Genomic DNA, 20,008 nt, shown 5'->3' on the forward strand with positions numbered 1-20,008 from the left:
CCCGGCGCCTCATGCCACCGCCTCGACCGCCGGGAGCCCGCACACCCGCCCGTAGACCGCGGCGACCCGCGTGGCGAGCGCGGGCCACGCGTACGCCGCGGCCCGCTCCCGCGCCCCGGCCGCCAGCCGCGCCCGCAGCCGCGGGTCGCCCGCCAACCGGTCGAGCGCGGCGGCGAGGGCGTCGACGTCCCCGGGGGGCACCAGCAGCCCCGTCTCCCCGTCCCGCACCACCTCGGGGATGCCGCCCACCGCGCTGGCCACCACCGGCAGCCCGGCCGCCATGGCCTCGGTGAGCACGGAGCCCATCTCCTCGTACGCCGACGGCAGCGCCAGCACGTCGAGCGCGGCCAGCACCCCCGGCACCTGGTCGTGGGGCAGGAACCCGGCCAGGGTGACGCGATCGGACGCCGGGCTCTCCCGGACGGCCCGGCGGACCAGGTCGGCGTCCGGACCGTCCCCGACCACGACCAGCGCGGCGGGGCAGCGCATGCGCCCGAACGCCGCCACGAGCAGGTCGGCCCGCTTCTGCGGCGCCAGCCGCCCCACGTAGCCGATCCGCGGCCGCCCGGCCACCGGGAACGGGTCGGCGGCCACCCCGGTGAACAGCGCCGGCTCGAAGCCCGACGGGATGGTCGACACCCGCTCGGCGGGGACCCCGTCGGCCACCAGCGCCGCCGCGGCTCGCGTGGTGAGGACGACCACCGCGTCGGCGCGCCGCAGCGCCGAGCGCTCGACCAGCCCGCCGAGCCGGCGCAGCAGCCGGGCCCGCGGGGAGCCGCCGGTGAGCGTGTGCCCCACGCTGCAGTGCACGGTCACCACCAGCGGGCAGCGGTGCCGTCGCGCCGCGAGGCGGGCCAGGGGGAGGGCCGCGAGGTCCTCGCCCTGGTGGGCGTGCACCACGTCCACCGGCCGCCCGTTTCGGCGGAGCACGACCGGCAGCGCGGCCAGCGCCCACAGCTGCCGCAGCCGGCGCACCGGCACCCCGGTGCGGTGGACGGCGGCGGCCCGCCCGAGCCGGCTGGTCCCGCGCGGCGCCGCCAGCCGGGAGGTCACCACCGTCTGGGTGTGGCCCGCGGCGTCCAGGCACCGGGTGAGCGAGGCCGTGTGGTTCTGCATGCCGCCGATCGGGTCGAAGCGCGCCGCCCGCCCGTCGAGCCCCCCCGGCGCGGGCGGCGGCTCGAAGACGCTGCACAGCCGCAGCACGTGGAGGGGGCGCACACGGACCTCCCCTGGGGCGGGTGGCTGCCGGGACAAGGCGGGACCCGCAGTGAACCAGAGTTACGGAGCAGCGGCCGCCGGGAAGGAACCGCAGGTGGACGCCCCGCTCGCCGACCCCGCCACCCGCCGGGTGGCCCTCGTCCGGCTGCGGGTCGGGCTCGGCGACCTGCTCTGCTCGGCACCGGCGGTGCACCGGCTCCGGGCCGCCCGGCCGGACCTCACCGTCACCCTCGTCGGCTGGCCGGAGACGGCGCCGGTCGTGGAACGGCTCGGCGGCGTCGACGAGCTGCTGCCCTTCCCCGGTGCCGAGGGCATCCCCGAGCGGACGCCGGACCCCGCCGGGTGGGCCCCGTTCGTGGCCGCGGCCCGCGCCCGCCGCTTCGACCTCGCCCTGCAGGTCTACGGCGACCGCCCGGCGGCCAACCGGGTGACCGCCGTGCTCGGCGCCCGGCTCACCGGCGGGTTCGCCCCGACCGGCTGGACCCCGCCGCCCGGTACCGCGCCGCTGCACCTGCGCTACCCGGTGCACCTGCACGAGGCCGAGCGGCACCTGCGGCTGCTGGAGCACCTCGGGCTGCCGCGGCGCGAGCGCCTGCCCGCGGCCGGTCCCCCGGAGCTGGCCTTCCCGCTGAGCCCGGCCGACGAGGCCGGGCACCGGGCCACCCTCGCCGCGCACGGCCTGGTGCCCGGCCGCTACGTCGTCCTGCACCCGGGCGCCTCCTCCCCGACCCGCCGCTGGCCGGCCGGGTGCTACGCGGAGGTCGGGGACGCGCTGGCCGCCGAGGGGCTGGCCGTGGTCGTCACCGGCGTGCCCGCCGAACGGGAGGTCACCGCCGCCGTCGTCGCGGGCATGCGCGCGCCGGCCGTCGACCTCACCGGCACCACCGGCCTCGGCGGGCTGGCGGCGCTGCTGCGCGACAGCGCGCTGCTCATCGGCAACGACACCGGCTCGGCGCACCTGGCCGCCGCCGTCGGGGCCCGCAGCGTCACGGTGTTCCTCCCCGGCGACCCCGTCCGCTGGGCCCACCGCGGGCCCGGGCACCGCGCGGTGGTCGCCGACGTGCCCTGCGCCCCGTGCCCGCACCTCGAGTGCCCCATCGACTTCCGCTGCGCGGCCTCGGTGCGGCCCCCGGACGTCCTGGCCGCCGCGCGCGCCGTGGTCGGGGCCGCCGCGTGAGCGGGCGGGTGTCCCTCGTCTGCGACTCCGACGCCTGGGGCGGCGCCGAGGTCTACCTCACCCACCTGCTGCGCCGCGCCGCCGGGCTGGGGTGGACGGCGTCCCTGGTGGTGGCCGAGCCCGTGGCGGCCGGCTTCGAGCGCGTCGTGCCCGCGGAGCGGACGGCGGTCGTCCCGCTCTCCCGGCACCGCGGCTCCGCGCCCGCGACCCGTGCGGCCCTGGCCGGGCAGCGGCCCGACGTCGTCCTCGTCAACCTCGTCGACCCCGGCTCCAACGCCGCGGCCGTCGCCGCCGCGCTCACCGTCGCCCCCACCGTCGGGGTGCTGCACCTGGCCGGCGACACCGGCGAGGGGGAGCGGGGCCGGTACCTGGCCGGCCTGTACGGCGCCATGGCCGCGGTCCTCACGCCCGCTGCGGAGGCCCGCGACCAGCTGCGGGCCGACCACGGGGTGGGCCGGGTGCACGTCGTCCCCAACGGCGTCGACGTGCCGGCCGACCCGGCCGGGCCGGCCGGGCACGCGGTGCCGCGGATCGGCGCGCTCGGCCGGCTCACCGCGCAGAAGGGCTTCGACGTCCTCCTCGACGCCGTCGGGCGGCTGGTGGGCGAGGGGGTCGCCCTGGAGGTCGTCGTCGGCGGCGCGGGCCGGGACGGCGACCGGCTGCGGTCGGCGGCCCGCGGCCTGCCGGTCACGTTCGCCGGCTTCGTCACCGACGTCCGCGGCTTCCTCGCCGACCTGGACCTGTTCTGCCTGCCCTCGCGGCGGGAGGCGCTGCCGCTGGTGCTCCTCGAGGCGATGGCCGAGGGGCTGCCGTGCGTGGCGACCGACGTGGGGGACGTCGACATCGCGGTGGGGCGGGACGCCGTCGTGATCCCGCCCCGGGACCCCCTCGCCCTGGCCACCGCCCTGCGGGACCTGCTCGCCGACCCGGAGGGCCGGGCCGGGCTGGGCCGGCGGGCGCGGCGGCGGGCGGAGGCGTGCTTCGACGCCGCGCTCATGGTCGAGCGGACCTTCGCCGTCCTGGCCGCCGCCGCGGGTGTGCCGGGCGCGGTCGCGGGGAACGGCAGGGCCATGCCGAAGAAGACCGACCAGCAGGAGCACTCGGGCGCGCGGGACGAGGGCAAGAGCTAGATCCTGTCCCCACCGACGACGACCGCGCAGCGACCCCGGGAGGACCCCATGGCCATCGCCACCGTCAACCCCGCCACCGGCGAGACCCTGCAGACCTTCGACGAGCTCTCCGAGGAGGCCGTCGGGGAACGGATCGCCCGGGCCGCGGCCGCCTTCGCCGGCTACCGGCTGACCTCGCCCCAGGAGCGGGCCGGCTGGCTGCGCTCGGCCGCCGACGTCCTCGACGCCGACGCCAAGGCCGTCGCCGAGCTGATGACCACGGAGATGGGCAAGACGCTGGCCGCCGCCGAGGCCGAGGTGGCCAAGTGCGCCAAGGCGCTGCGCTACTACGCCGAGCACGGGCCGCGGATGCTCGAGCCGCAGCGCGCCGACGCCGAGGCGGTCGGCGCGACCGAGGCCTACCTCGTGCACCAGCCCCTCGGCGTCGTCCTCGCGGTCATGCCGTGGAACTTCCCGCTCTGGCAGGCCATGCGCTTCGCCGCGCCGGCCCTCATGGCCGGCAACGTCGGGCTGCTCAAGCACGCCAGCAACGTCCCGCAGACCGCCCTCTACCTCGAGGAGCTCTTCCGCAAGGCCGGCTTCCCGGACGACGTCTTCCAGACCCTGCTCATCGGGTCCTCGGCCGTCGAACGGGTGATCCGCGACGACCGGGTGGTCGCCGCCACCCTCACCGGGAGCAACGCGGCCGGGCAGGCGGTGGCGCGGGTCGCCGGCGACGTCATCAAGAAGACCGTGCTGGAGCTCGGCGGGAGCGACCCGTTCATCGTCATGCCCTCGGCCGACCTGGACAAGGCGGCCGAGGTCGCGGTCACCGCCCGCTGCCAGAACAACGGGCAGAGCTGCATCGCCGCCAAGCGGTTCCTCGTGCACGCCGACGTCGCCGAGGAGTTCACCCGCCTGTTCGCCGACAAGCTCGCCGCCCTCACCGTCGGCGACCCCATGGAGGAGGGCACCCAGGTGGGGCCGCTGGCCACCGAGTCCGGCCGCGACGACGTCGAGCGCTACGTGCAGGACGCCGTCGACAAGGGCGCCACCGTGGTCACCGGCGGCGCGCGGGTCGACCGGCCGGGCTGGTTCTACGAGCCGACCCTGGTCACCGGCGTGACCCCGGAGATGGACATGTACTCCGAGGAGGTGTTCGGACCCGTGGCGGCGCTGTTCACCGTCGCCGACCTCGACGAGGCGCTGCGCATCGCCAACGACCACGTCTACGGCCTCGGCGCCAACCTGTGGAGCGAGGACGCCGACGAGCGGGCGCGGTTCGTCCGGGACGTGCAGTCCGGCATGGCCTTCGTCAACGGGATGGTCACCAGCTACCCGGAGCTGCCCTTCGGCGGGGTCAAGCAGAGCGGCTACGGCCGCGAGCTGACCGAGCTGGGCATGTTCGAGTTCACCAACGCCAAGACCGTGTGGATCGGCCCGCCGAGCAGCCGGCAGGCCGAGGGCGACACCAGCACGGCCAGCGAGTGACCGGCGCGCACCGGGGGCGGCCGGCCCGGCCGGGTCCGGCGTGACGACGTTCGTGCAGGCGGTCCGCTACGGCGGGCCGGAGGTGCTCACCCTCGCCGAGGAGCCGGTGCGCGCGCCCGGCCCCGGCGAGGTGCGGGTGCGGGTCCGGGCGGCCGGGGTCAACCCGGCCGACTGGAAGACCTACAGCGGCGCCTTCGGGACCGACCCCGCCCGGCTGCCGCTGCGCCTGGGCTTCGAGGCCGCCGGCGTGGTCACCGCCGTGGGGGAGGACGCCGCGGGGCCGGCCGGCCCCGCTCGCGGTCGGCGACGAGGTCATCGGCTTCCGGCTCTCCGGGGCCTACGCGTCCGACGTCGTCGCCCCCGGGTCGGCGTTCCACCCGCGGCCGGGCACCCTCCCGCCCGAGCAGGCCGCCGGCCTGATGCTGGCCGGCGCCACGGCGGTGCACGCGCTGACCGCCACCGGCGTCGGGGCCGGCGACACCGTGCTGGTGCACGGCGCCGCCGGCGGGGTGGGCCAGATGGTGGTGCAGCTGGCCGGGGCCCGCGGCGCGCGGGTGATCGGCACCGGCGGCGCGGCGAGCGACGAGGTGGTCGAGCGGCTCGGCGGCGAGCCGGTCCGCTACGGCCCGGGGCTGGCCGACCGGGTGCGCGCCCTCGCGCCCGCCGGCGTCGACGCCGCGGTGGACACCGTCGGCGCCGACGAGGCCGTCGACGTCTCGCTCGCCCTGGTGCCCGACCGCGGCCGGATCGCCACCATCGCCGCCTTCGAGCGGGGCGCCGCGGAGGGGATCCGGCTGCTCGGCGGCGGCCCCGGTGCCGACCCCGGCACCGAGCTGCGCGACGCGGCCCGAGGCGAGCTCGCCCGGCTTGCCGGGGAGGGCCGGCTGGCGGTGGCGGTGGCGGCCACCTTCCCGCTCGCCGAGGCCGCCGAGGCGCACCGGCTCGGCATGCAGGGCCACACCCACGGCAAGATCGTGCTCGTGCCCTAGGTGCTCAGACCTCCTCGACGGGGAAGGTCCGGGAGGGGGCCACGACCTCCTCCTGCGCGTCGACCAGGAGGATCTCCCGCGACCCGGCGTCCTCGGTCGCCTTGAGCAGGCCGTACACCGAGGCCGCGGCCCGCCCCAGCGCGGTGCCGGCGTCGCGGGTCTCCAGCCAGTGCGCCAGGAAGAGGGCGGCGATCGCGTCGCCGGCGCCGTTGACCGAGACCCCCAGCCGCGGGGTCCGCACGCGGTGGTGCCGGCCGCCCTCGCTGGCGAGCAGGTCGACGGCCCCGTCCGGGGTGTCGTCGGTGACCAGCGAGGTGGTCAGCACGACCCGGGGGCCGAGCGCCTGGACGGCGGCCACCGCGTCGCGCACCGACGCCAGCGACCGGGTCTCCGCGCCGGCGAGCAGGTCGAGCTCGAAGTGGTTCGGGGTCACCACGTCGGCGGCGGGGACGGCGACCTCCCGCATGAACTCGGGGATCCCGGGCCGCACGAACACGCCCCGGCCGACGTCGCCGATGACCGGGTCGCAGCAGTACACCGCGCTCGGGTTGGCCTCCCGCACCCGCCGGACCGTGCCCACGACGGCGTGCCCGATGTCGGCCGAGCCGAGGTACCCCGACAGCACCGCGTCGGCGCTGCCGAGCACCCCGCGCTCGGCGATGCCGTCGACGACCTCCTCGATGGCGGGGCCGTCGAACACCCGGCCGCGCCAGGCGCCGTAGCCGGTGTGGTTGGAGAACTGCACGGTGTGCACCGGCCACACCTCGATGCCGAGGCGCTGCAGGGGGAAGACGGCCGAGGAGTTGCCGACGTGGCCGTAGGCGACGTGCGACTGGACGGAGAGGACGGCGACCATGCGCAGAACGGTCGCACAGCGGCGGCTCCCTCAGCCCAGCAGGGCGGCGAGGCTCGTCCCTCCCGTGTACAGCGCCACGGCGACGAGCAGGACGGCGAAGGCGCGGGTGAGCGCGCGGGCCGGCAGCCGGTCGGCGACCCGCGTGCCGGCCAGGGCACCGGCGATCGCGGCCAGGCTGAACGGCGCGATCACCGCCCAGTCGACCGCTCCGGCCCCCGCGCGGGCGAGCAGCGCGATCCCCGAGTTCGCCGAGATGACGACCAGCGAGGTGCCCACGGCCACCGGCATGGGCAGCCCGATGGCCAGGGTCAGCGCCGGGACGAGGACGAAACCGCCGCCGACGCCGAAGAAGCCGGTCAGGAGGCCCACGACCAACCCGGCCGCGGCCACCTCGGCGGCCCGGCGCCACCGGGACCGGCCGGGGCGCGGAGGTGGGGCACCGGCCCCGCCGACGGGGACCGGCTGCTGCGCCGCCGACCGGGTCTGGGCGAGCATGGCCGCGGCCGCCAGCAGGAGCACGCCGGAGAAGGCGAGCAGGAGGACGTCGCCGTCGGCCTGCCGGTTGAGCGCCGTGCCGGCGATCCCCGCCGGGACGCCGGCGGCGGCGAACCCCGCGGCCACCCGCCAGTCGACCCGGCCGCGGCGGGCGTGCCCCGCGGCCGCCGCGACCGCGCTGGTGCCGACGACGAGCAGGCTCCCGGTGGTGGCGGCCTGGGCGCTCTGCCCCAGGCCGTGGACGAGGGCGGGGACGGTCAGCACCGCACCGCCACCGCCCAGGGCGCCGAGCGTCAGGCCGACCAGCAGGCCGAGGCCGACCGCGATCACGCGACGGTGCCCGGCCGGCCCGCGTCGGTGACCACCGGGCGGCCGGAGGCGGCCCAGGCGCGCATCCCCCCGGTGAGGTTGTGCACCGGGATGCCGGCCGCCCCGAGGAGGTCGGCGGCACGCCCCGACCGGTTGCCGGAGCGGCAGACGGCCACGACCGCCCGCCCCGGGGGGACCGCGTCCGGCCGCAGCGCACCCAGCGGCACGTGGACCGCGCCCGGCGCGTGCCCGGCGGCCCACTCACCCGGCTCCCGCACGTCGAGCAGCAGGGCCCCGGCCACCACCAGGGCGGCGGCCTCGTCCGGTCCGACGTCGGGGCGGCGGGCCGGACGGCTGTCCGGGGGCACGGCGCCCGGGGGAACGGCGCCCGGGGGAACGGCGCCCGGGGGCACGGCGTCTGCGGTCATGGCGTCCCCTCGCTGGGTCGGCGCCGGGCCCGCCGCAGGGGACCCGGCCGTGCACCCCGAGGTGAGCACACGTACCCCCTGGGGTACAAGGGGCCTAGGGGACCGGCGCGGCGGGGACCCCTGGCCCGCACCCGGAGCCGGTCTAGAAGGGGACGCCGCTGCAGTGGGCCGCCGTCACCGCGGCCGACAGCCGGCGCCACAGAGGGGCGCGGGCGGCAGCGGGCGCGGCTGCCGCGGGCGGGGCGGCAGCGGGCGCGGCGGCCGGGGCGGTGGGGCGGGGCAGGGCAGCGGGCACGGTGCAGTCGGTCACGGTGGGGTCCTCGGGGCCGGGGAGCGGGCGGGCGGAGCCCGCGAGCGGCGCTCAGCGGGCGGGCGGACCCGTCGGACACAGCCGGTCGTCGACCGTCAGCGGGGTCACGGCGAACAGGCAGACGCAGAAGGCGTCGCGGCCCGCGCGGGATCCCGGGTTCACCCGTCGAGGGAAGCACGCCGTCCGTGCCCCCGGCAACCGCCGGGGCCGGCCGGGCAGGATGGGCGGCATGGCAGTGCCTCCCCTGACCTCCTCCGGTGTCGTCGGCGCGGCCGGCCGGGTCGGCGACCCGGTCGAGCTGCGCACCGGTGACCTGCGGCTGGCCGGGCGGCCGTTGCCGGTGACCGGCCCCGCCCGCGTCTACGTCTGCGGCATCACGCCCTACGACGTCACCCACCTCGGGCACGCGGCCACGTTCGTCTGGGCCGACGTCCTCGCGGCGGTGCTGCGACTGTCCGGCGTGGAGGTGGTCAGCAGCCGCAACGTCACCGACGTCGACGACGTCCTGACCCGCGCCGCGGACGCCCGGGGCCGGCACTACGACGAGTTCGCGCTGTCCCAGGAGTTCGCCTTCGAGCAGGACATGCGGGCGCTCGGCGTCCGCCCGCCGACGCACGCCCCGCGGGCGCGCCACCACGTCCCGCACGTCCAGCAGCTGGCCGCGGCGCTGCTGCGCACCGACCGCGCCTACGTCCGCGAGGGGCACGTGCTGTTCCGGGCCGGGGACGTCGTCGCCCGGGCCGGCCTCGACCCCGACCGGGCGCGGCAGCTGTCGGCGGAGTTCGGCGACACCCCCGAGGGCGACCCGGCCGACGGGCTGCGGGAGGACCCCTTCGACGTGCCGGTGTGGCGGCCGTCGGGCGAGCGCGACCCCGCGTGGCCGAGCCCCTGGGGTTGGGGGCGACCCGGGTGGCACGCCGAGTGCGCCGCGATGGCCACCGCCACGCTCGGCCACGGCGTGGACGTCCTCGTCGGCGGGGCGGACCTCGCCTTCCCCCACCACGCGCACCAGACGGCCATGGCCGAGGCCGCCTCGGGCATCGCTCCCTTCGCCCGGGCGCAGGTGCACGTCGGCGCCGTGCACCGGGACGGCGCGAAGATGGCGAAGTCCACGGGCAACCTCACCCTCGTCTCCGACCTGCTGCGGCAGACGACCGGCCCGGTGCTGCGGCTGCTGGTGCTCGACCGCCCGTGGCACGACCCCTGGGAGTACCGCCCCGGGCTGCTGGAGGGCGCGCAGGACCGGCTGGACGCGCTGTTCTCCGCAGCGGGCCGGCCGTCCTCCTCCCCGGCCGCCGCGCGGGCCGTGGCCGACCGGCTGCTCGACGACCTCGACGTCCCCGGCGCTCTCGACGTGGCCGTGACCGAGGGCGGTGACGCCGCCCGGCTGCTGGTCCGGGTGCTGGCGCTGGGCTGACGCCGCCGGGACCCCCGGCTCCCGAGGTCAGGACCTCCGACCCGGCCGGTGCGCATACCCCCCGGGGGTCAGCTCTCGTGTACGCGCGCCGCCGGAGGAGGTCCCCGTGATCTTCACCCAGTACTACCTGGACTGCCTGTCCCAGGCGTCCTACCTCGTCGCGGACGAGACGACGCGGCAGGCGGTCGTCGTCGACCCGAGGCGCGACGTCGGCGAGTACCTCGCCGACGCACACGCCCACGGGCTGGCGATCGTCGGCGTCATCGACACCCACTTCCACGCCGACTTCCTCGCCGGACCCCTGGAGCTGGCCGCCGCGACGGGCGCGTGGATCGGTTTCGGGCGGCGGGCGCAGGCGGACTTCCCGATCCGCCACCTGGCCGACGGCGAGCGCATCCCCCTCGGCGACGTCACCCTCGAGGTCCTCGAGACGCCGGGCCACACCCCGGAGTCGATCTCGGTCGCCGTCCACGAGCACGCCGACGACCCGGTGCCCTACGGGTGCTGACCGGCGACGCCCTGTTCATCGGGGACGTCGGCCGCCCCGACCTGCTGGCCTCCATCGGCGTACCGGCCGACGAGCTCGGCCGGATGCTGTACCACTCCGTGCGCAAGACCACTCCGTGCGCAAGCTGATGGCGCTGCCGGACCAGGTGCGGGTGTTCCCCGCCCACGGGGCCGGCTCGGCGTGCGGCAAGAACCTCTCCACCGAGCGCCGGTCGACCATCGGGGAGCAGCGGGTCACCAACTACGCGTGCCGGCCCATGACCGAGGACGAGTTCCTCGCGATCGTCACCGCCGGCCAGCCCTCGGCGCCGGACTACTTCGTGCACGACGCCCTGCTCAACCGGCGCGAGCACCCGGTGTTCGACCCCGCGGCCGCACCGGTGCCCCTCGACCTGGCCGAGGTGCTCGAGCGGCAGGCCGCCGGTGCGGTCGTCCTCGACGCCCGGGACCCGCAGGAGTTCGCCGCCGGCCACCTCGCCGGCTCGGTCAACGTGCCCGCCGACGGCCGGTTCGCCGAGACGGCCGGCAGCGTGGTGCGGCCGGACGGGGAGCTCGTCGTGGTCGTCCCGCAGGACCGCGAGGAGGAGGTCGTCGTCCGGCTGGCCCGGATCGGCTTCGACCGGGTCGCCGGTTACCTGCGCGAGCCGGAGGGCGCCTTCCTCGAGGCCCCCGACCGGGTGGTGCCGGCCAGCCGGCTCACCGTCGGCCGGCTCGACGAGGCGCTCCGGCGGGAGGTGCCGCCGGCGGTCGTCGACGTCCGCAACCGCGGGGAGCTGATCACCGGGACGATCCCCGGCGCGGTGAACATCCCGCTCGCCGAGCTGCCGCGCCGCATGGACGAGGTCCCCACCGACCGCCCCGTCGTCGTCCACTGCGCCGGCGGCTACCGGTCCAGCGTCGCCGCCTCGCTGCTGCGCACCGCCGGCCACACCGACGTCTCGGACCTGCTCGGCGGCTTCACCGCATGGGCGGCGGCCGACCGCCAGCCGGCCTGAGGGAGAGGAGCACCGCCATGCCTCCCACCGACGCCCACCACGACGTCCTCGTCGTCGGCGGCGGGACCGCCGGCATCACCGTCGCCGCGCGGCTGCGGCGGGCCGGGCTCGACGACGTCGGCGTGATCGAGCACTCGGCCACCCACGACTACCAGCCGCTGTGGACGCTGGTCGGCGGCGGTCGCGCACCGATCGCCGAGAGCCGCCGTCCCGAGGCGGGCGTGATGCCGAAGGGCGTGGACTGGATCCGGGACGCGGCCGCCGACATCGACCCGGGGAACCGGCGGGTCGGCCTCCGATCGGGGCGGCAGGTGACGTACGAGCAGCTGGTCGTCGCCCCGGGCATCCAGCTGGACTGGGGGCGGGTGCCCGGCATGTCGGAGGCGCTGGGCACCCCGATGGTGTCGAGCAACTACACCTACGGGCTGGCGCCGAAGACGTGGGCGCAGATCCGGGCGATGCGCCGGGGCACAGCCGTGTTCGCGATGCCGTCCGGGCCGATCAAGTGCGCCGGCGCCCCGCAGAGATCGCCTACCTGGCCGCCGACCACGGGCGGCGGGAGGGTGTGCTCGGCGACATCCGGGTCGTGCTGGTGCTGCCCACGCCGGCCATGTTCGGGGTCCCGGTGTTCGCCGCGGAGCTCGAGCGGGTCGCCGCCCGCTACGGCATCGAGGTCCGCCTCGACAGCGAGGTCACCGAGATCGACGGCGGGGGCCGGACCGCGATCATCACCGACCACGCGGCCGGCACCAAGGAGGCCGTCGGCTACGACTTCCTGCACGTCGTCCCGCCGCAGTCCGCGCCGGACTGGCTGAAGGCCACGCCGCTGGCCGACCCGGCCAACCCGAACGGGTACGTGGAGATCGACGAGCACACCATGCGCCACGTCCGGTTCCCCGACGTCTTCGCGCTCGGGGACGCCGGGTCGTCGCCGAACTCCAAGACCGGGGCGGCGATCCGCAAGCAGGCGCCCGTGGTGGTCGAGAACCTGCTGGCCGCCCGGACCGGCCGGGAGCCGACGGCCTCCTACGACGGCTACGCCTCCTGCCCGATCACCACCGCCCGGGACCGGATGCTGCTGTGCGAGTTCGACTACTCGCTGCAGCCGCACCCCACCTTCCCGCTCGTCGACACCACCCACGAGCGCTACGACATGTGGCTGCTCAAGTGCTACGGCCTGCCCTTCCTCTACTGGAACCTGATGCTGCGGGGCCTGGCCTGAGCGCCGGCCCGGCCGGGACCTCCGACCCGGCCGGGCCGGACGTCCGGCAGGGTCCGCCGCGGCGGCGGCGGGCCAGGATGGCGGGGTGCCCGGGACCTGCTCGCACCCCGTGTTCGCCCGCGTCTACGCCCGGCTGGTCCCGGCGATGGACCGCGCCGGAGCGGCCGGGCACCGCCGCCGGCTGCTGGCCGGCCTCTCCGGCCGGGTGCTCGAGGTCGGGGCCGGCTCCGGGGCGGACTTCCCGCACTACCCGGCGGCGGTGACCGAGGTCGTCGCCGTCGAGCCAGAGCCGCACCTGCGGGAGCTGGCCCGCCGGGCCGCGGCGTCCGCCCCGGTCCCGGTGACGGTCGTGGCCGGCACCGCCGAGCACCTGCCGGCCGCCGACGGCTCGTTCGACGCGGCCGTCTGCGCCCTCGTGCTCTGCAGCGTGCCCGACCAACGCGCGGCGCTCGCCGAGCTGCGCCGGGTGCTGCGGCCCGGCGGCCGGCTCGTCTTCTGGGAGCACGTCCGCGCCGGCACCCCGGGCGCGGCCCGGGTGCAGGACGTCCTCGACCGCACCCTGTGGCCGCGGCTGGCCGGCGGCTGCCACACCGGGCGGGACACCGCGGCCGCGGTGTCCGCGGCCGGGTTCCGCCTGGAGACCGTGGAGCGGTTCCGCTGGCCGGACACCCGGCTGCCGGGCCCCACGGCGCCCCACGTGCTGGGCAGCGCGGTGCGGCCGTGACCCTCGTCGAGCTCCCGCCCCGGCCGCCGACGCCGGCGACGGGGCTGGCCGCGGCCGCGGTGGCCGAGCGGGTCGCCGCCGGCCGGACGAACGCCACCACGGTGCGGACCAGCCGTACGGTCGGCCAGATCGTCCGGGCCAACGTGTTCACCTTCTTCAACGGCCTGCTCGCGGTGCTCTTCGTGCTGGTGCACCTCACCGGTCGCTGGCAGAACGGGCTCTTCGGCGGGGTCGTGGTCGCCAACGCGGTCATCGGCATCGTGCAGGAGCTGCGGGCCAAGCGGACCCTCGACCGGCTCGCGGTCGTGAACGCACCGCGCGCCCGGGTCCTGCGCGAGGGCACCGAGGCCGAGCTGCCGGTCGCCGACGTGGTCCTCGACGACCTGCTCCGGCTGGCGACCGGTGACCAGGTGCCCGCCGACGGGGTGGTCCGGGAGGCCGCGGGGCTGGCGGTGGACGAGTCGCTGCTCACCGGGGAGTCCGAGCCGGTGGCGAAGGCACCGGGCGACCCGGTCTGGTCGGGCTCGTTCGTCGTCGCCGGCCGGGGCCTGGTGCAGGCCACCGCGGTGGGCGACGAGGCCTACGCCGCCCGGCTGGCGACCGAGGCGCGGCGCTTCACCCGGACCTGGTCGGAGCTGGTGGCGGGGACCGACCGGCTGCTGCGCTGGATCGCCGTCGGGCTGCTCGTCGTGGGCCCGCTGGTGCTGTGGAGCCAGTTCCGCAGCCCCGACAACGACGGCTGGCGGGACGCCGTGACCGGCACCGTCGGCGCGCTGGTCGGCATGATCCCCGAGGGCCTGGTGCTGCTCACCACGCTGGCCTTCCTGCTCGCCACGGTGACCCTCGCCCGCCGGCAGACGCTCGTGCAGGAGCTGCCCGCCGTGGAGGGGCTGGCCCGCGTCGACGTGGTGTGCCTGGACAAGACCGGCACGCTCACCCACGGCGACGTCCGCTTCGACCGCCTGGTGCCGCTGCGCGAGGGGGGCGACGGCGAGGTGGCCGCGGCGCTGGGCACCCTGGCCGCCGCCGACCCCGCCAACGCGACCGCCGCCGCGCTCGCCGCCGCCTTCCCCGCGCCGGCCGGCCCGCCGCCGGTGGCCGGGGTGCCGTTCTCGTCGGCGCGCAAGTGGTCGGCGGTCACCACCGCGGGCGGGACGTGGGTGCTCGGTGCCCCCGAGATGGTGCTGCCCGCGCCCGCGGGGCCGGAGCAGGCAGCCGCACGGGCGCGCGCCGACGCGCTGGCCGCCGAGGGGCGGCGGGTGCTGCTGCTCGCCGCGGCCGGCGGACCCGCGGGGGAGGCCGGCGGGCCCGCGGGGGAGGCCTGCGGTGAGCCCGCTCTCCCCGCCGGCCTGCGACCCGCGGCGCTCGTCGTCCTCGCCGAGCGGCTGCGCGAGGACGCCGCCGACGTGCTGCGCTACTTCACCGAGCAGGGCGTGGCGCTCAAGGTGCTCTCGGGCGACAACCCCCGCACGGTGGGGGCGGTGGCCGCGGCCGTCGGCGTGCCGGGGGTGACCGGGGCCGCGGACGCCGTCGACGCGCGCGCCCTGCCCGAGGACCCCGACGCGCTCGGCGAGCTGCTGGAGTCGGTCGGCGTGGTGGGCCGGGTGACCCCGCACCAGAAGCGGGCCGTGGTGCAGGCGCTGCAGCGCCGGGGGCACGTGGTGGCGATGACCGGGGACGGGGTCAACGACGCGCTCGCGCTCAAGGACGCCGACATCGGGGTGGCCATGGGCAACGGCTCGCCGGCGACCCGAGCGGTGGCCCAGCTGGTGCTGCTCGACGGCCGGTTCGCGCACCTGCCGGTCGCCGTCGCCGAGGGGCGCCGGGTGATCGCCAACATCGAGCGGGCGGCCAACCTCTTCCTGGTCAAGAACGTCTACTCGCTGGTGCTCGCCCTGATCACCGTGGCCACGGCGGTGGCCTACCCGCTGGCCCCGGTGCAGCTGACCCTCATCTCGGCGCTGACCATCGGCATCCCCGGCTTCGTCCTGGCGCTGGCGCCGAACCGGCGGCGGTACGTGCCCGGGTTCCTCACCCGGGTCCTGTGGTTCTCGCTGCCCACCGGGGCGGTCACCGGGGCCGCCGCCTACGCCGGCTACGCCGCGGCCCGGTGGCTGGAGCCCGGCACGGGGGTGGCCGGCGCGCGGACGGCGGCGACCGTGGCGGTCCTCGTGGTGGCGCTCTGGACCGTGGTGGTGCTGTCGCGGCCGCTGACGGCGTGGAAGGTGGCGCTGGTCGCCGCCCTGGCCGGTGTCGCCGGGCTCGCGGTGGGCGTGCCGCTCGTGGCCGAGGACGTGCTGCTGCTGGTGGTCACCCCGGAGCTGGTGCTGCTGGGACTGGTCGCCGGGGCCGTCGGGACGGTGCTCGTCGAGGTCGTCTGGCGGGCGACGCGGGAGCTCCGTGCCGCCGCGGGGACCGCGCCGCGCGGGTCCGCCGGGACCGTGGGGACCGCGGGGGCCGCCGGGCGCCGGGCACCGGTCGCCGGGGTGCCGGTGCCGGGGCCCCGCCGGGCCCGGTGACGGCTGTCCCCGGGCAGGCCGGTGCAGCGGACGGGCAGGGCCCTCCGCGGTACCGGGTCGGTCGGGTCAGAAAGGTGGGGGGTCGTCGGCGGGGTCGGCCGGTGGCCCTGGTGCCCCCGCGCCGCAGCCGGGCCCGGCGGTGGTCGGTGCGGGGGGTCAGCGGAGCCTGCCGGACCAGCGCGGCTCGACCGCCGCCCAGCCCGCCGCCCACTGGTGGTCGCGGTGGCGGTGCAGGGCCCAGGTCACCAGGCCGTGCGCCCCACCTGCGGTTCCGACGACCAGGACGAACACCCCTGCCCCGGCCAGGGCCGCCGCCGCCACCCGGTCGCCGTCGCTCAGCGGTGCACGGGTCAGGGCGCCGTCCCGGTCGATCCAGACCGCTACGGGCTCACCGGCGTCCATGCCCGGCCGGGCGAGGACCTCCCCCTCGCGCCGGGCGCCGTCGGGCGCGGTCCAGGACGCCTCGGTCCGGGTGGAGGTGCCGGTGCCCGTGTCCGGCCGGGAGGCCGCGTCCTCGACCAGCTCGGCGAGCACCCGGGTGCGGGTGGCCGCCTCCTGCTCCGCGGTGGCTCGCAGGTCCGTGGCCGTCGTGGTGGCCACGGTCAGGGCGACGGGCGCGGCCAGCAGCAGGACGACGGCCAGGACCAGCCGCGACAGCACCTCGACCCGGTCCGACCCCCGCTTCAGGGGGCCGGACCCGAGCGTGAGCCGGCGCACCGCGCGGCGCACCGCACCCCCCGGAACCCGACCCCCGGGTCGCTGGCCGCCGGGCGAGGGTGCGGGGAGCGGGACCGTGCTCATGGGTCCGGCGCCGCACCGCTGCGCCGGGCGGGCCCCGGCCCGCGGTCGGCACCGGGCCGCCCGGTGGTGCCGACCGCGGGGGTCCGGCGACGCGGCGCCACGGCCACGGCCACGGTGACGGTCACAGCCACGTCGTCCCCCCGCGACCGTCGGAGACCGGCCGGCGGCCGGACGGCGCCGCCGGCCCGGACACCGGCCAGCCGCTCGGTCCGGCGTGGTGCGCTGCGGCGGGCGGACCGGGTGGGCGGGTGCTGTTCTCCACCACGTCGTCCCGGCGGCGCCGCGGACTTGGAGGCCCGGGAGGGGCGAGCCCGATGCGGAGCACGTTCTGCGGGTGGGCGCCGCAGGTGAGGGCCCGCAGCCGCTCGCGGGTGCGGGGCACCTCCACGGCCTGCGTCACGGGGCTCGCGGCCCAGCCGAGCCGGGTGAGCCAGAGCAGGACGCGCTCCAGCGCCTCACCGACCCGCAGCCAGGCGTGCTGGTCGTCGTCGCGGCCGGCGAGCAGCACGAGGGTCTGGTCGGAGGTGGACCGGGTGCCGACGGGCAGCGCCCCGGCGCCGGTGCTGTCGAAGTCGCGCAGCGGCAGGTCGTCGTGCTGCAGGTCGTCGTGCTGCCGGCCTTCGACGCGCGGGACCGCCGACGGGGGGACCCCGTCACCCTCGCCGGGACGGCGGGTGGTCCACCGCCGGATCTCGGCGCGGTAGGCCGGGTCGGCGTTCTGGAGGCGGTCGGCCTCCCGGGTGAGGCGGGCGAGGAGGCGCCGGTGGTCCTCCCGCACCACCGGGAGCAGCTCGGTGTCCTCCCGCGCGGCCTCGGCGGCGAGGTGCCGCAGGAGGTCGTCGGGCACCGGGGTGCCGCTGAACCGCCGGCGGTCGGTGTGCCGCTGCGGGACGGCGGCGGCCAGGGCGGCCAGGGCGGGGTCCGGGTCGCTCGCGACCGGGTGGACGACGGCCAGGAGGTCGGGGTCCTCCGGGTCGGGGAGCCGGTCCACCTCCACCGCCCACCCCCCGGCGGCCAGGGCCACCCGGGCGTTGAACAGGGCCGCGCCCACGCTCTGGGCCAGCTCCCGGCCGCCGGGGTCGACGGCGGTCAGCTGCCGGGCGCGGTCGGCCCGCAGGTCGAGCCGGTCGGCGTGCAGCACGATCCGCCAGGGCTGCGTGTTGTGGACCGACGGCGCCGCCATCGCGGCGTCGGCGGCCTCCTCCAGCAGGTCGGGCAGGGGACGCCGGGTGACGACGGGGGAGGGCGGGGGTGCGGGGGGAGGTGGGGGAGCCATGCGAGTCCCTCCTTGGTGGACCGGTCCGAGCCTCCGCCCGGCGGCCCGGACGCCGCACCGGGCGGCGGTCCCCGGCCGGGACGACCAACGACCCGGTCGCCCCAGGGACCCCCCGGGCGGAGCGGTGCAGCCGGGCGGTCGGGCGGCGCACCGAGGGTCCGAGGTCCCGCGACCGGTGACGATCGCCTCGGACGCGAGGACGCTGCCGGGGGGCGCTGCCGGACTGCGCTGTCAGCTCGGCGCCGTCACGTCGCCGGCCCGGGTCGGTGGGGGGAGTGCTGCTGCAGAGCTGCGCACCCCCAGCCGGCACCGGCCCCGGGCCCTGCGTGCACGGGTGGGCGGCCCGGCCGGTCCGCTCACCGCGCGGGCGGCGCCGTCGACGGGCCGGGGTGCACCACGACGGGGCAGGGGGCGTGCGCGGCGACGTGCCGGCTCACCGAGCCGAGCACCAGGCCGGCGAAGCCGCCGCGACCCCGGCGGCCGACCACCAGCAGGTCCGCGCCCTCGGCGGCGTCGAGCAGCGCGGCAGCCGGGTGGCCCTCTACGACGTCGCGTTCCACGCGGGCCGCGTCCTCCCCGTCGAGGGCACCGGCGACGCAGGCGGCCAGCGTCCGGCTGCCGTGCGCGGCCTGGTCGGGCTCGGCCTGCACGGTGAGGCCGTAGGTGACGGGCACGTGCCAGGCGAGGACCGCGTGCAGCGCGCCGCCGGTCAGCCGGGCCTGCCCGGCCGCCCAGCGCAGCGCCTCCCCGGACGCCGGTGACCCGTCCACCCCGACGACGATGCGGCCGGTCCCGCCCCGGTGCTCGCGCACGACGGCGACCGGGCAGGCGGCGGAGGCGACGAGGTGCTGGCCGACCGAGCCCAGGACCAGGCCCGCGAAGCCGCCGTGGCCGCGGGTGCCCACGACCAGCAGGTCGGCCCCGCCCGCGGCGTCGGCCAGCACCGCCGCGGGGTGGCCCCGGACCACGAGCCGCACGACCCGCTGCCCCCCGGCGCGGCCGAGCACGGCCTCGACGGTCCGGTCCAGCATCCCCGCGGCGGCCCCGCTCCCGGCGAGGTCGTCGGGAGGCGGCGGGCCGTAGGAGGCCGGGAGGTCCCAGGCGACGACGGCGGAGAGCTCCGAGCCGGTCAGCCCGGCCTGCTCCGCCGCCCAGCGCAGTGCCGGCCCGCACGAGGGGGACCCGCCGACGCCGACCACGACCCGGCCGGCGGGTCGACCGGCGGTGCCCGTGTCGTCCACGACGACCTCCCGGGGTGCTCGGCGGGTCCTCAGCGCGGGGTCGGGACGGGCGCCGGGCCGCCGACCCGCCCCTCGACCAGGCACGTCACCCCCGCCACCCGGGTCCGCGGGTCCTGCACGCGCCGGCGCGCCTGGGCGAGCACCGTGCCGCTGCGCCGCGGGACGCAGACCAGGACCGGGTGGTGCGGGCGGACGGCGGGCAGCGCGAAGGCCCGCGTCACGAGCTGCTCGCCGAGCTCGGCCGGCAGGCCGGGCTCGGCGGCCCAGAACTCGACGACGACCTGCTCGTCCTGCTCCGTCACGCGGGCCTCGGCGACGGTCCCCGTGGGCGTGACCGCCGTGACGGAGGTGGGTCCGCTGTGCAGCTCCCACGGGGGCCCGGGCGGCGGCTGCAGGGGTCGGCTGCGCGGGTGCCGGTTCACCCGTGCTCGACCGGGATCTTCCGGGGCTCGTTCCGGGCCTCCGGCGGCGCGACCGGGACGCGGATCTCGAGGACGCCGTCCTTGTAGCTGGCCCTGATGTCGTCCTCGGTCGCACCCTCGGCCAGCGGCAGGGTGCGGGTGAAGCTGCCGTAGCGCAGCTCGCGGCGGGTGTACCCCTTGTCCCCGGTCCGCTCCTCGACGCGGCGCTCGGCGTCGATGCGCAGCATCCCGCCGGAGACGGTCAGCCGGACGTCCTGGTCCGGGTCGATGCCGGGCAGCTCGGCGCGGATGACCTGGGTGTCGTCGTCGCGGTACTCGTCGACGCGGATGACGTCCTCGCCGGGCGCCTCGCCCAGCAGCCGGCGCATCGGCATGGTGCGCATCCACTCGTCGAAGAGGCGGTCCAGGCGGCTCCACGGCGACTCGAGGGTCGGCTTGTCGCGTTCCTGCAGGGCGGTCATCGGTCTCCTCCTCCGTGACGGTCCGGCCGGGGTACCTCCAC

At 78.1% G+C, this 20,008-nt stretch carries 21 protein-coding genes and 2 pseudogenes; 13 read left to right on the forward strand and 10 right to left on the reverse strand.

Annotation, left to right across the window (positions count from 1 at the left end; genetic code table 11):
* Positions 1 to 9 precede the first annotated feature (9 nt).
* Positions 10 to 1,218, reverse strand: a complete 1,209-nt coding sequence (locus tag ACI8AC_RS04660) for a glycosyltransferase (RefSeq protein WP_456895667.1) — start codon at positions 1,216 to 1,218, stop codon at positions 10 to 12.
* A gap of 94 nt (positions 1,219 to 1,312) precedes the next feature.
* Between ACI8AC_RS04660 and ACI8AC_RS04665 the strand changes: the two genes are divergently transcribed.
* From ACI8AC_RS04665 to ACI8AC_RS04685, 5 genes and pseudogenes are all read left to right on the forward strand, one after another.
* On the forward strand, positions 1,313 to 2,395 hold the full coding sequence (locus ACI8AC_RS04665) for a glycosyltransferase family 9 protein (RefSeq protein ID WP_456895669.1): 1,083 nt from the start codon (positions 1,313 to 1,315) through the stop codon (positions 2,393 to 2,395).
* Positions 2,392 to 3,525, forward strand: coding sequence for a glycosyltransferase family 4 protein (locus ACI8AC_RS04670; protein WP_456895671.1), 1,134 nt, complete (start codon positions 2,392 to 2,394; stop codon positions 3,523 to 3,525). The genes ACI8AC_RS04665 and ACI8AC_RS04670 overlap by 4 nt, the downstream gene beginning before the upstream one ends.
* Positions 3,526 to 3,573: 48 nt before the next feature.
* Positions 3,574 to 4,995 carry an NADP-dependent succinic semialdehyde dehydrogenase gene (locus ACI8AC_RS04675; RefSeq protein WP_456895673.1) on the forward strand — a complete coding sequence of 474 codons (1,422 nt, stop codon included), beginning with the start codon at positions 3,574 to 3,576 and terminating at the stop codon, positions 4,993 to 4,995.
* Between the two features lie 136 nt (positions 4,996 to 5,131).
* Positions 5,132 to 5,209 (forward strand): annotated as a pseudogene (locus tag ACI8AC_RS04680) (hypothetical protein); the annotation flags it as partial.
* A gap of 205 nt (positions 5,210 to 5,414) precedes the next feature.
* Positions 5,415 to 5,984 carry a zinc-binding dehydrogenase gene (locus tag ACI8AC_RS04685; protein ID WP_456895675.1) on the forward strand — a complete coding sequence of 190 codons (570 nt, stop codon included), beginning with the start codon at positions 5,415 to 5,417 and terminating at the stop codon, positions 5,982 to 5,984.
* A gap of 4 nt (positions 5,985 to 5,988) precedes the next feature.
* Here ACI8AC_RS04685 and pdxY read toward each other — a convergent pair whose 3' ends face one another.
* The 4 genes from pdxY to ACI8AC_RS04705 all read right to left on the reverse strand — a co-directional run bounded on the left by pdxY (position 5,989) and on the right by ACI8AC_RS04705 (position 8,382).
* Positions 5,989 to 6,840: a pyridoxal kinase PdxY gene (pdxY, locus tag ACI8AC_RS04690; RefSeq protein ID WP_456895677.1), complete on the reverse strand. Its 852-nt coding sequence runs from the start codon at positions 6,838 to 6,840 to the stop codon at positions 5,989 to 5,991.
* Between the two features lie 30 nt (positions 6,841 to 6,870).
* Positions 6,871 to 7,665 carry a TSUP family transporter gene (locus ACI8AC_RS04695; protein ID WP_456895679.1) on the reverse strand — a complete coding sequence of 265 codons (795 nt, stop codon included), beginning with the start codon at positions 7,663 to 7,665 and terminating at the stop codon, positions 6,871 to 6,873.
* Entirely contained in the window at positions 7,662 to 8,072 is a 411-nt protein-coding gene (locus ACI8AC_RS04700; RefSeq protein WP_456895681.1) for a rhodanese-like domain-containing protein, read from the reverse strand. The genes ACI8AC_RS04695 and ACI8AC_RS04700 overlap by 4 nt, the downstream gene beginning before the upstream one ends.
* A 142-nt stretch (positions 8,073 to 8,214) precedes the next feature.
* A complete protein-coding gene (locus ACI8AC_RS04705; protein WP_456895683.1) occupies positions 8,215 to 8,382 on the reverse strand; it encodes a hypothetical protein in 168 nt (55 codons plus the stop codon).
* A gap of 229 nt (positions 8,383 to 8,611) precedes the next feature.
* Between ACI8AC_RS04705 and ACI8AC_RS04710 the strand changes: the two genes are divergently transcribed.
* The 8 genes and pseudogenes from ACI8AC_RS04710 to ACI8AC_RS04745 all read left to right on the forward strand — a co-directional run bounded on the left by ACI8AC_RS04710 (position 8,612) and on the right by ACI8AC_RS04745 (position 15,766).
* Positions 8,612 to 9,799: a cysteine--tRNA ligase gene (locus ACI8AC_RS04710; RefSeq protein WP_456895685.1), complete on the forward strand. Its 1,188-nt coding sequence runs from the start codon at positions 8,612 to 8,614 to the stop codon at positions 9,797 to 9,799.
* A 106-nt stretch (positions 9,800 to 9,905) separates the two neighbouring features.
* Positions 9,906 to 10,307 carry an MBL fold metallo-hydrolase gene (locus tag ACI8AC_RS04715; RefSeq protein ID WP_456895687.1) on the forward strand — a complete coding sequence of 134 codons (402 nt, stop codon included), beginning with the start codon at positions 9,906 to 9,908 and terminating at the stop codon, positions 10,305 to 10,307.
* A complete protein-coding gene (locus ACI8AC_RS04720; RefSeq protein ID WP_456895689.1) occupies positions 10,301 to 10,435 on the forward strand; it encodes a hypothetical protein in 135 nt (44 codons plus the stop codon). The genes ACI8AC_RS04715 and ACI8AC_RS04720 overlap by 7 nt, the downstream gene beginning before the upstream one ends.
* Positions 10,423 to 11,301 (forward strand): rhodanese-like domain-containing protein, encoded by an 879-nt coding sequence (locus ACI8AC_RS04725; protein ID WP_456895691.1) that lies wholly within the window; start codon positions 10,423 to 10,425, stop codon positions 11,299 to 11,301. The genes ACI8AC_RS04720 and ACI8AC_RS04725 overlap by 13 nt, the downstream gene beginning before the upstream one ends.
* Before the next feature lie 17 nt (positions 11,302 to 11,318).
* Positions 11,319 to 11,621 (forward strand): annotated as a pseudogene (locus tag ACI8AC_RS04730) (FAD-dependent oxidoreductase); the annotation flags it as partial.
* A gap of 185 nt (positions 11,622 to 11,806) precedes the next feature.
* Complete coding sequence (locus ACI8AC_RS04735; RefSeq protein ID WP_456895828.1) at positions 11,807 to 12,523, forward strand: NAD(P)/FAD-dependent oxidoreductase; 717 nt, start codon at positions 11,807 to 11,809, stop codon at positions 12,521 to 12,523.
* An 85-nt stretch (positions 12,524 to 12,608) separates the two neighbouring features.
* On the forward strand, positions 12,609 to 13,247 hold the full coding sequence (locus tag ACI8AC_RS04740; RefSeq protein WP_456895692.1) for a methyltransferase domain-containing protein: 639 nt from the start codon (positions 12,609 to 12,611) through the stop codon (positions 13,245 to 13,247).
* Positions 13,244 to 15,766: an HAD-IC family P-type ATPase gene (locus tag ACI8AC_RS04745; RefSeq protein ID WP_456895694.1), complete on the forward strand. Its 2,523-nt coding sequence runs from the start codon at positions 13,244 to 13,246 to the stop codon at positions 15,764 to 15,766. Before ACI8AC_RS04740 ends, ACI8AC_RS04745 begins: the two co-directional genes overlap by 4 nt.
* A gap of 156 nt (positions 15,767 to 15,922) precedes the next feature.
* On the opposite strand, the gene ACI8AC_RS04750 is transcribed toward ACI8AC_RS04745, so the two are convergent.
* From ACI8AC_RS04750 to ACI8AC_RS04770, 5 genes are all read right to left on the reverse strand, one after another.
* Entirely contained in the window at positions 15,923 to 16,495 is a 573-nt protein-coding gene (locus tag ACI8AC_RS04750; RefSeq protein ID WP_456895696.1) for an Rv1733c family protein, read from the reverse strand.
* 193 nt (positions 16,496 to 16,688) lie between these two features.
* Positions 16,689 to 17,843, reverse strand: coding sequence for an Acg family FMN-binding oxidoreductase (locus ACI8AC_RS04755; RefSeq protein WP_456895698.1), 1,155 nt, complete (start codon positions 17,841 to 17,843; stop codon positions 16,689 to 16,691).
* Positions 17,844 to 18,199: 356 nt separating this feature from the next.
* On the reverse strand, positions 18,200 to 19,084 hold the full coding sequence (locus tag ACI8AC_RS04760; RefSeq protein ID WP_456895700.1) for a universal stress protein: 885 nt from the start codon (positions 19,082 to 19,084) through the stop codon (positions 18,200 to 18,202).
* A 29-nt stretch (positions 19,085 to 19,113) separates the two neighbouring features.
* The gene (locus ACI8AC_RS04765; protein WP_456895702.1) at positions 19,114 to 19,386 is read right to left on the reverse strand and encodes a hypothetical protein; all 273 of its coding nucleotides are present in this window, start codon (positions 19,384 to 19,386) and stop codon (positions 19,114 to 19,116) included.
* Between the two features lie 116 nt (positions 19,387 to 19,502).
* Positions 19,503 to 19,967: an Hsp20/alpha crystallin family protein gene (locus ACI8AC_RS04770; RefSeq protein ID WP_456895704.1), complete on the reverse strand. Its 465-nt coding sequence runs from the start codon at positions 19,965 to 19,967 to the stop codon at positions 19,503 to 19,505.
* Between the last annotated feature and the right edge of the window lie 41 nt (positions 19,968 to 20,008).

The organism is Geodermatophilus sp. SYSU D00758, from assembly GCF_054049955.1.

Bases quoted from the DNA above. Each gene is read 5' to 3' on its own strand.
- ACI8AC_RS04675 (WP_456895673.1), top strand. From the start codon at position 3,574: ATGGCCATCGCCACCGTCAACCCCGCCACCGGCGAGACCCTGCAGACC.
- ACI8AC_RS04685 (WP_456895675.1), top strand. From the start codon at position 5,415: ATGCTGGCCGGCGCCACGGCGGTGCACGCGCTGACCGCCACCGGCGTC.
- pdxY (WP_456895677.1), bottom strand. From the start codon at position 6,840: ATGGTCGCCGTCCTCTCCGTCCAGTCGCACGTCGCCTACGGCCACGTC.
- ACI8AC_RS04700 (WP_456895681.1), bottom strand. From the start codon at position 8,072: ATGACCGCAGACGCCGTGCCCCCGGGCGCCGTTCCCCCGGGCGCCGTT.
- ACI8AC_RS04710 (WP_456895685.1), top strand. From the start codon at position 8,612: ATGGCAGTGCCTCCCCTGACCTCCTCCGGTGTCGTCGGCGCGGCCGGC.
- ACI8AC_RS04755 (WP_456895698.1), bottom strand. From the start codon at position 17,843: ATGGCTCCCCCACCTCCCCCCGCACCCCCGCCCTCCCCCGTCGTCACC.
- ACI8AC_RS04770 (WP_456895704.1), bottom strand. From the start codon at position 19,967: ATGACCGCCCTGCAGGAACGCGACAAGCCGACCCTCGAGTCGCCGTGG.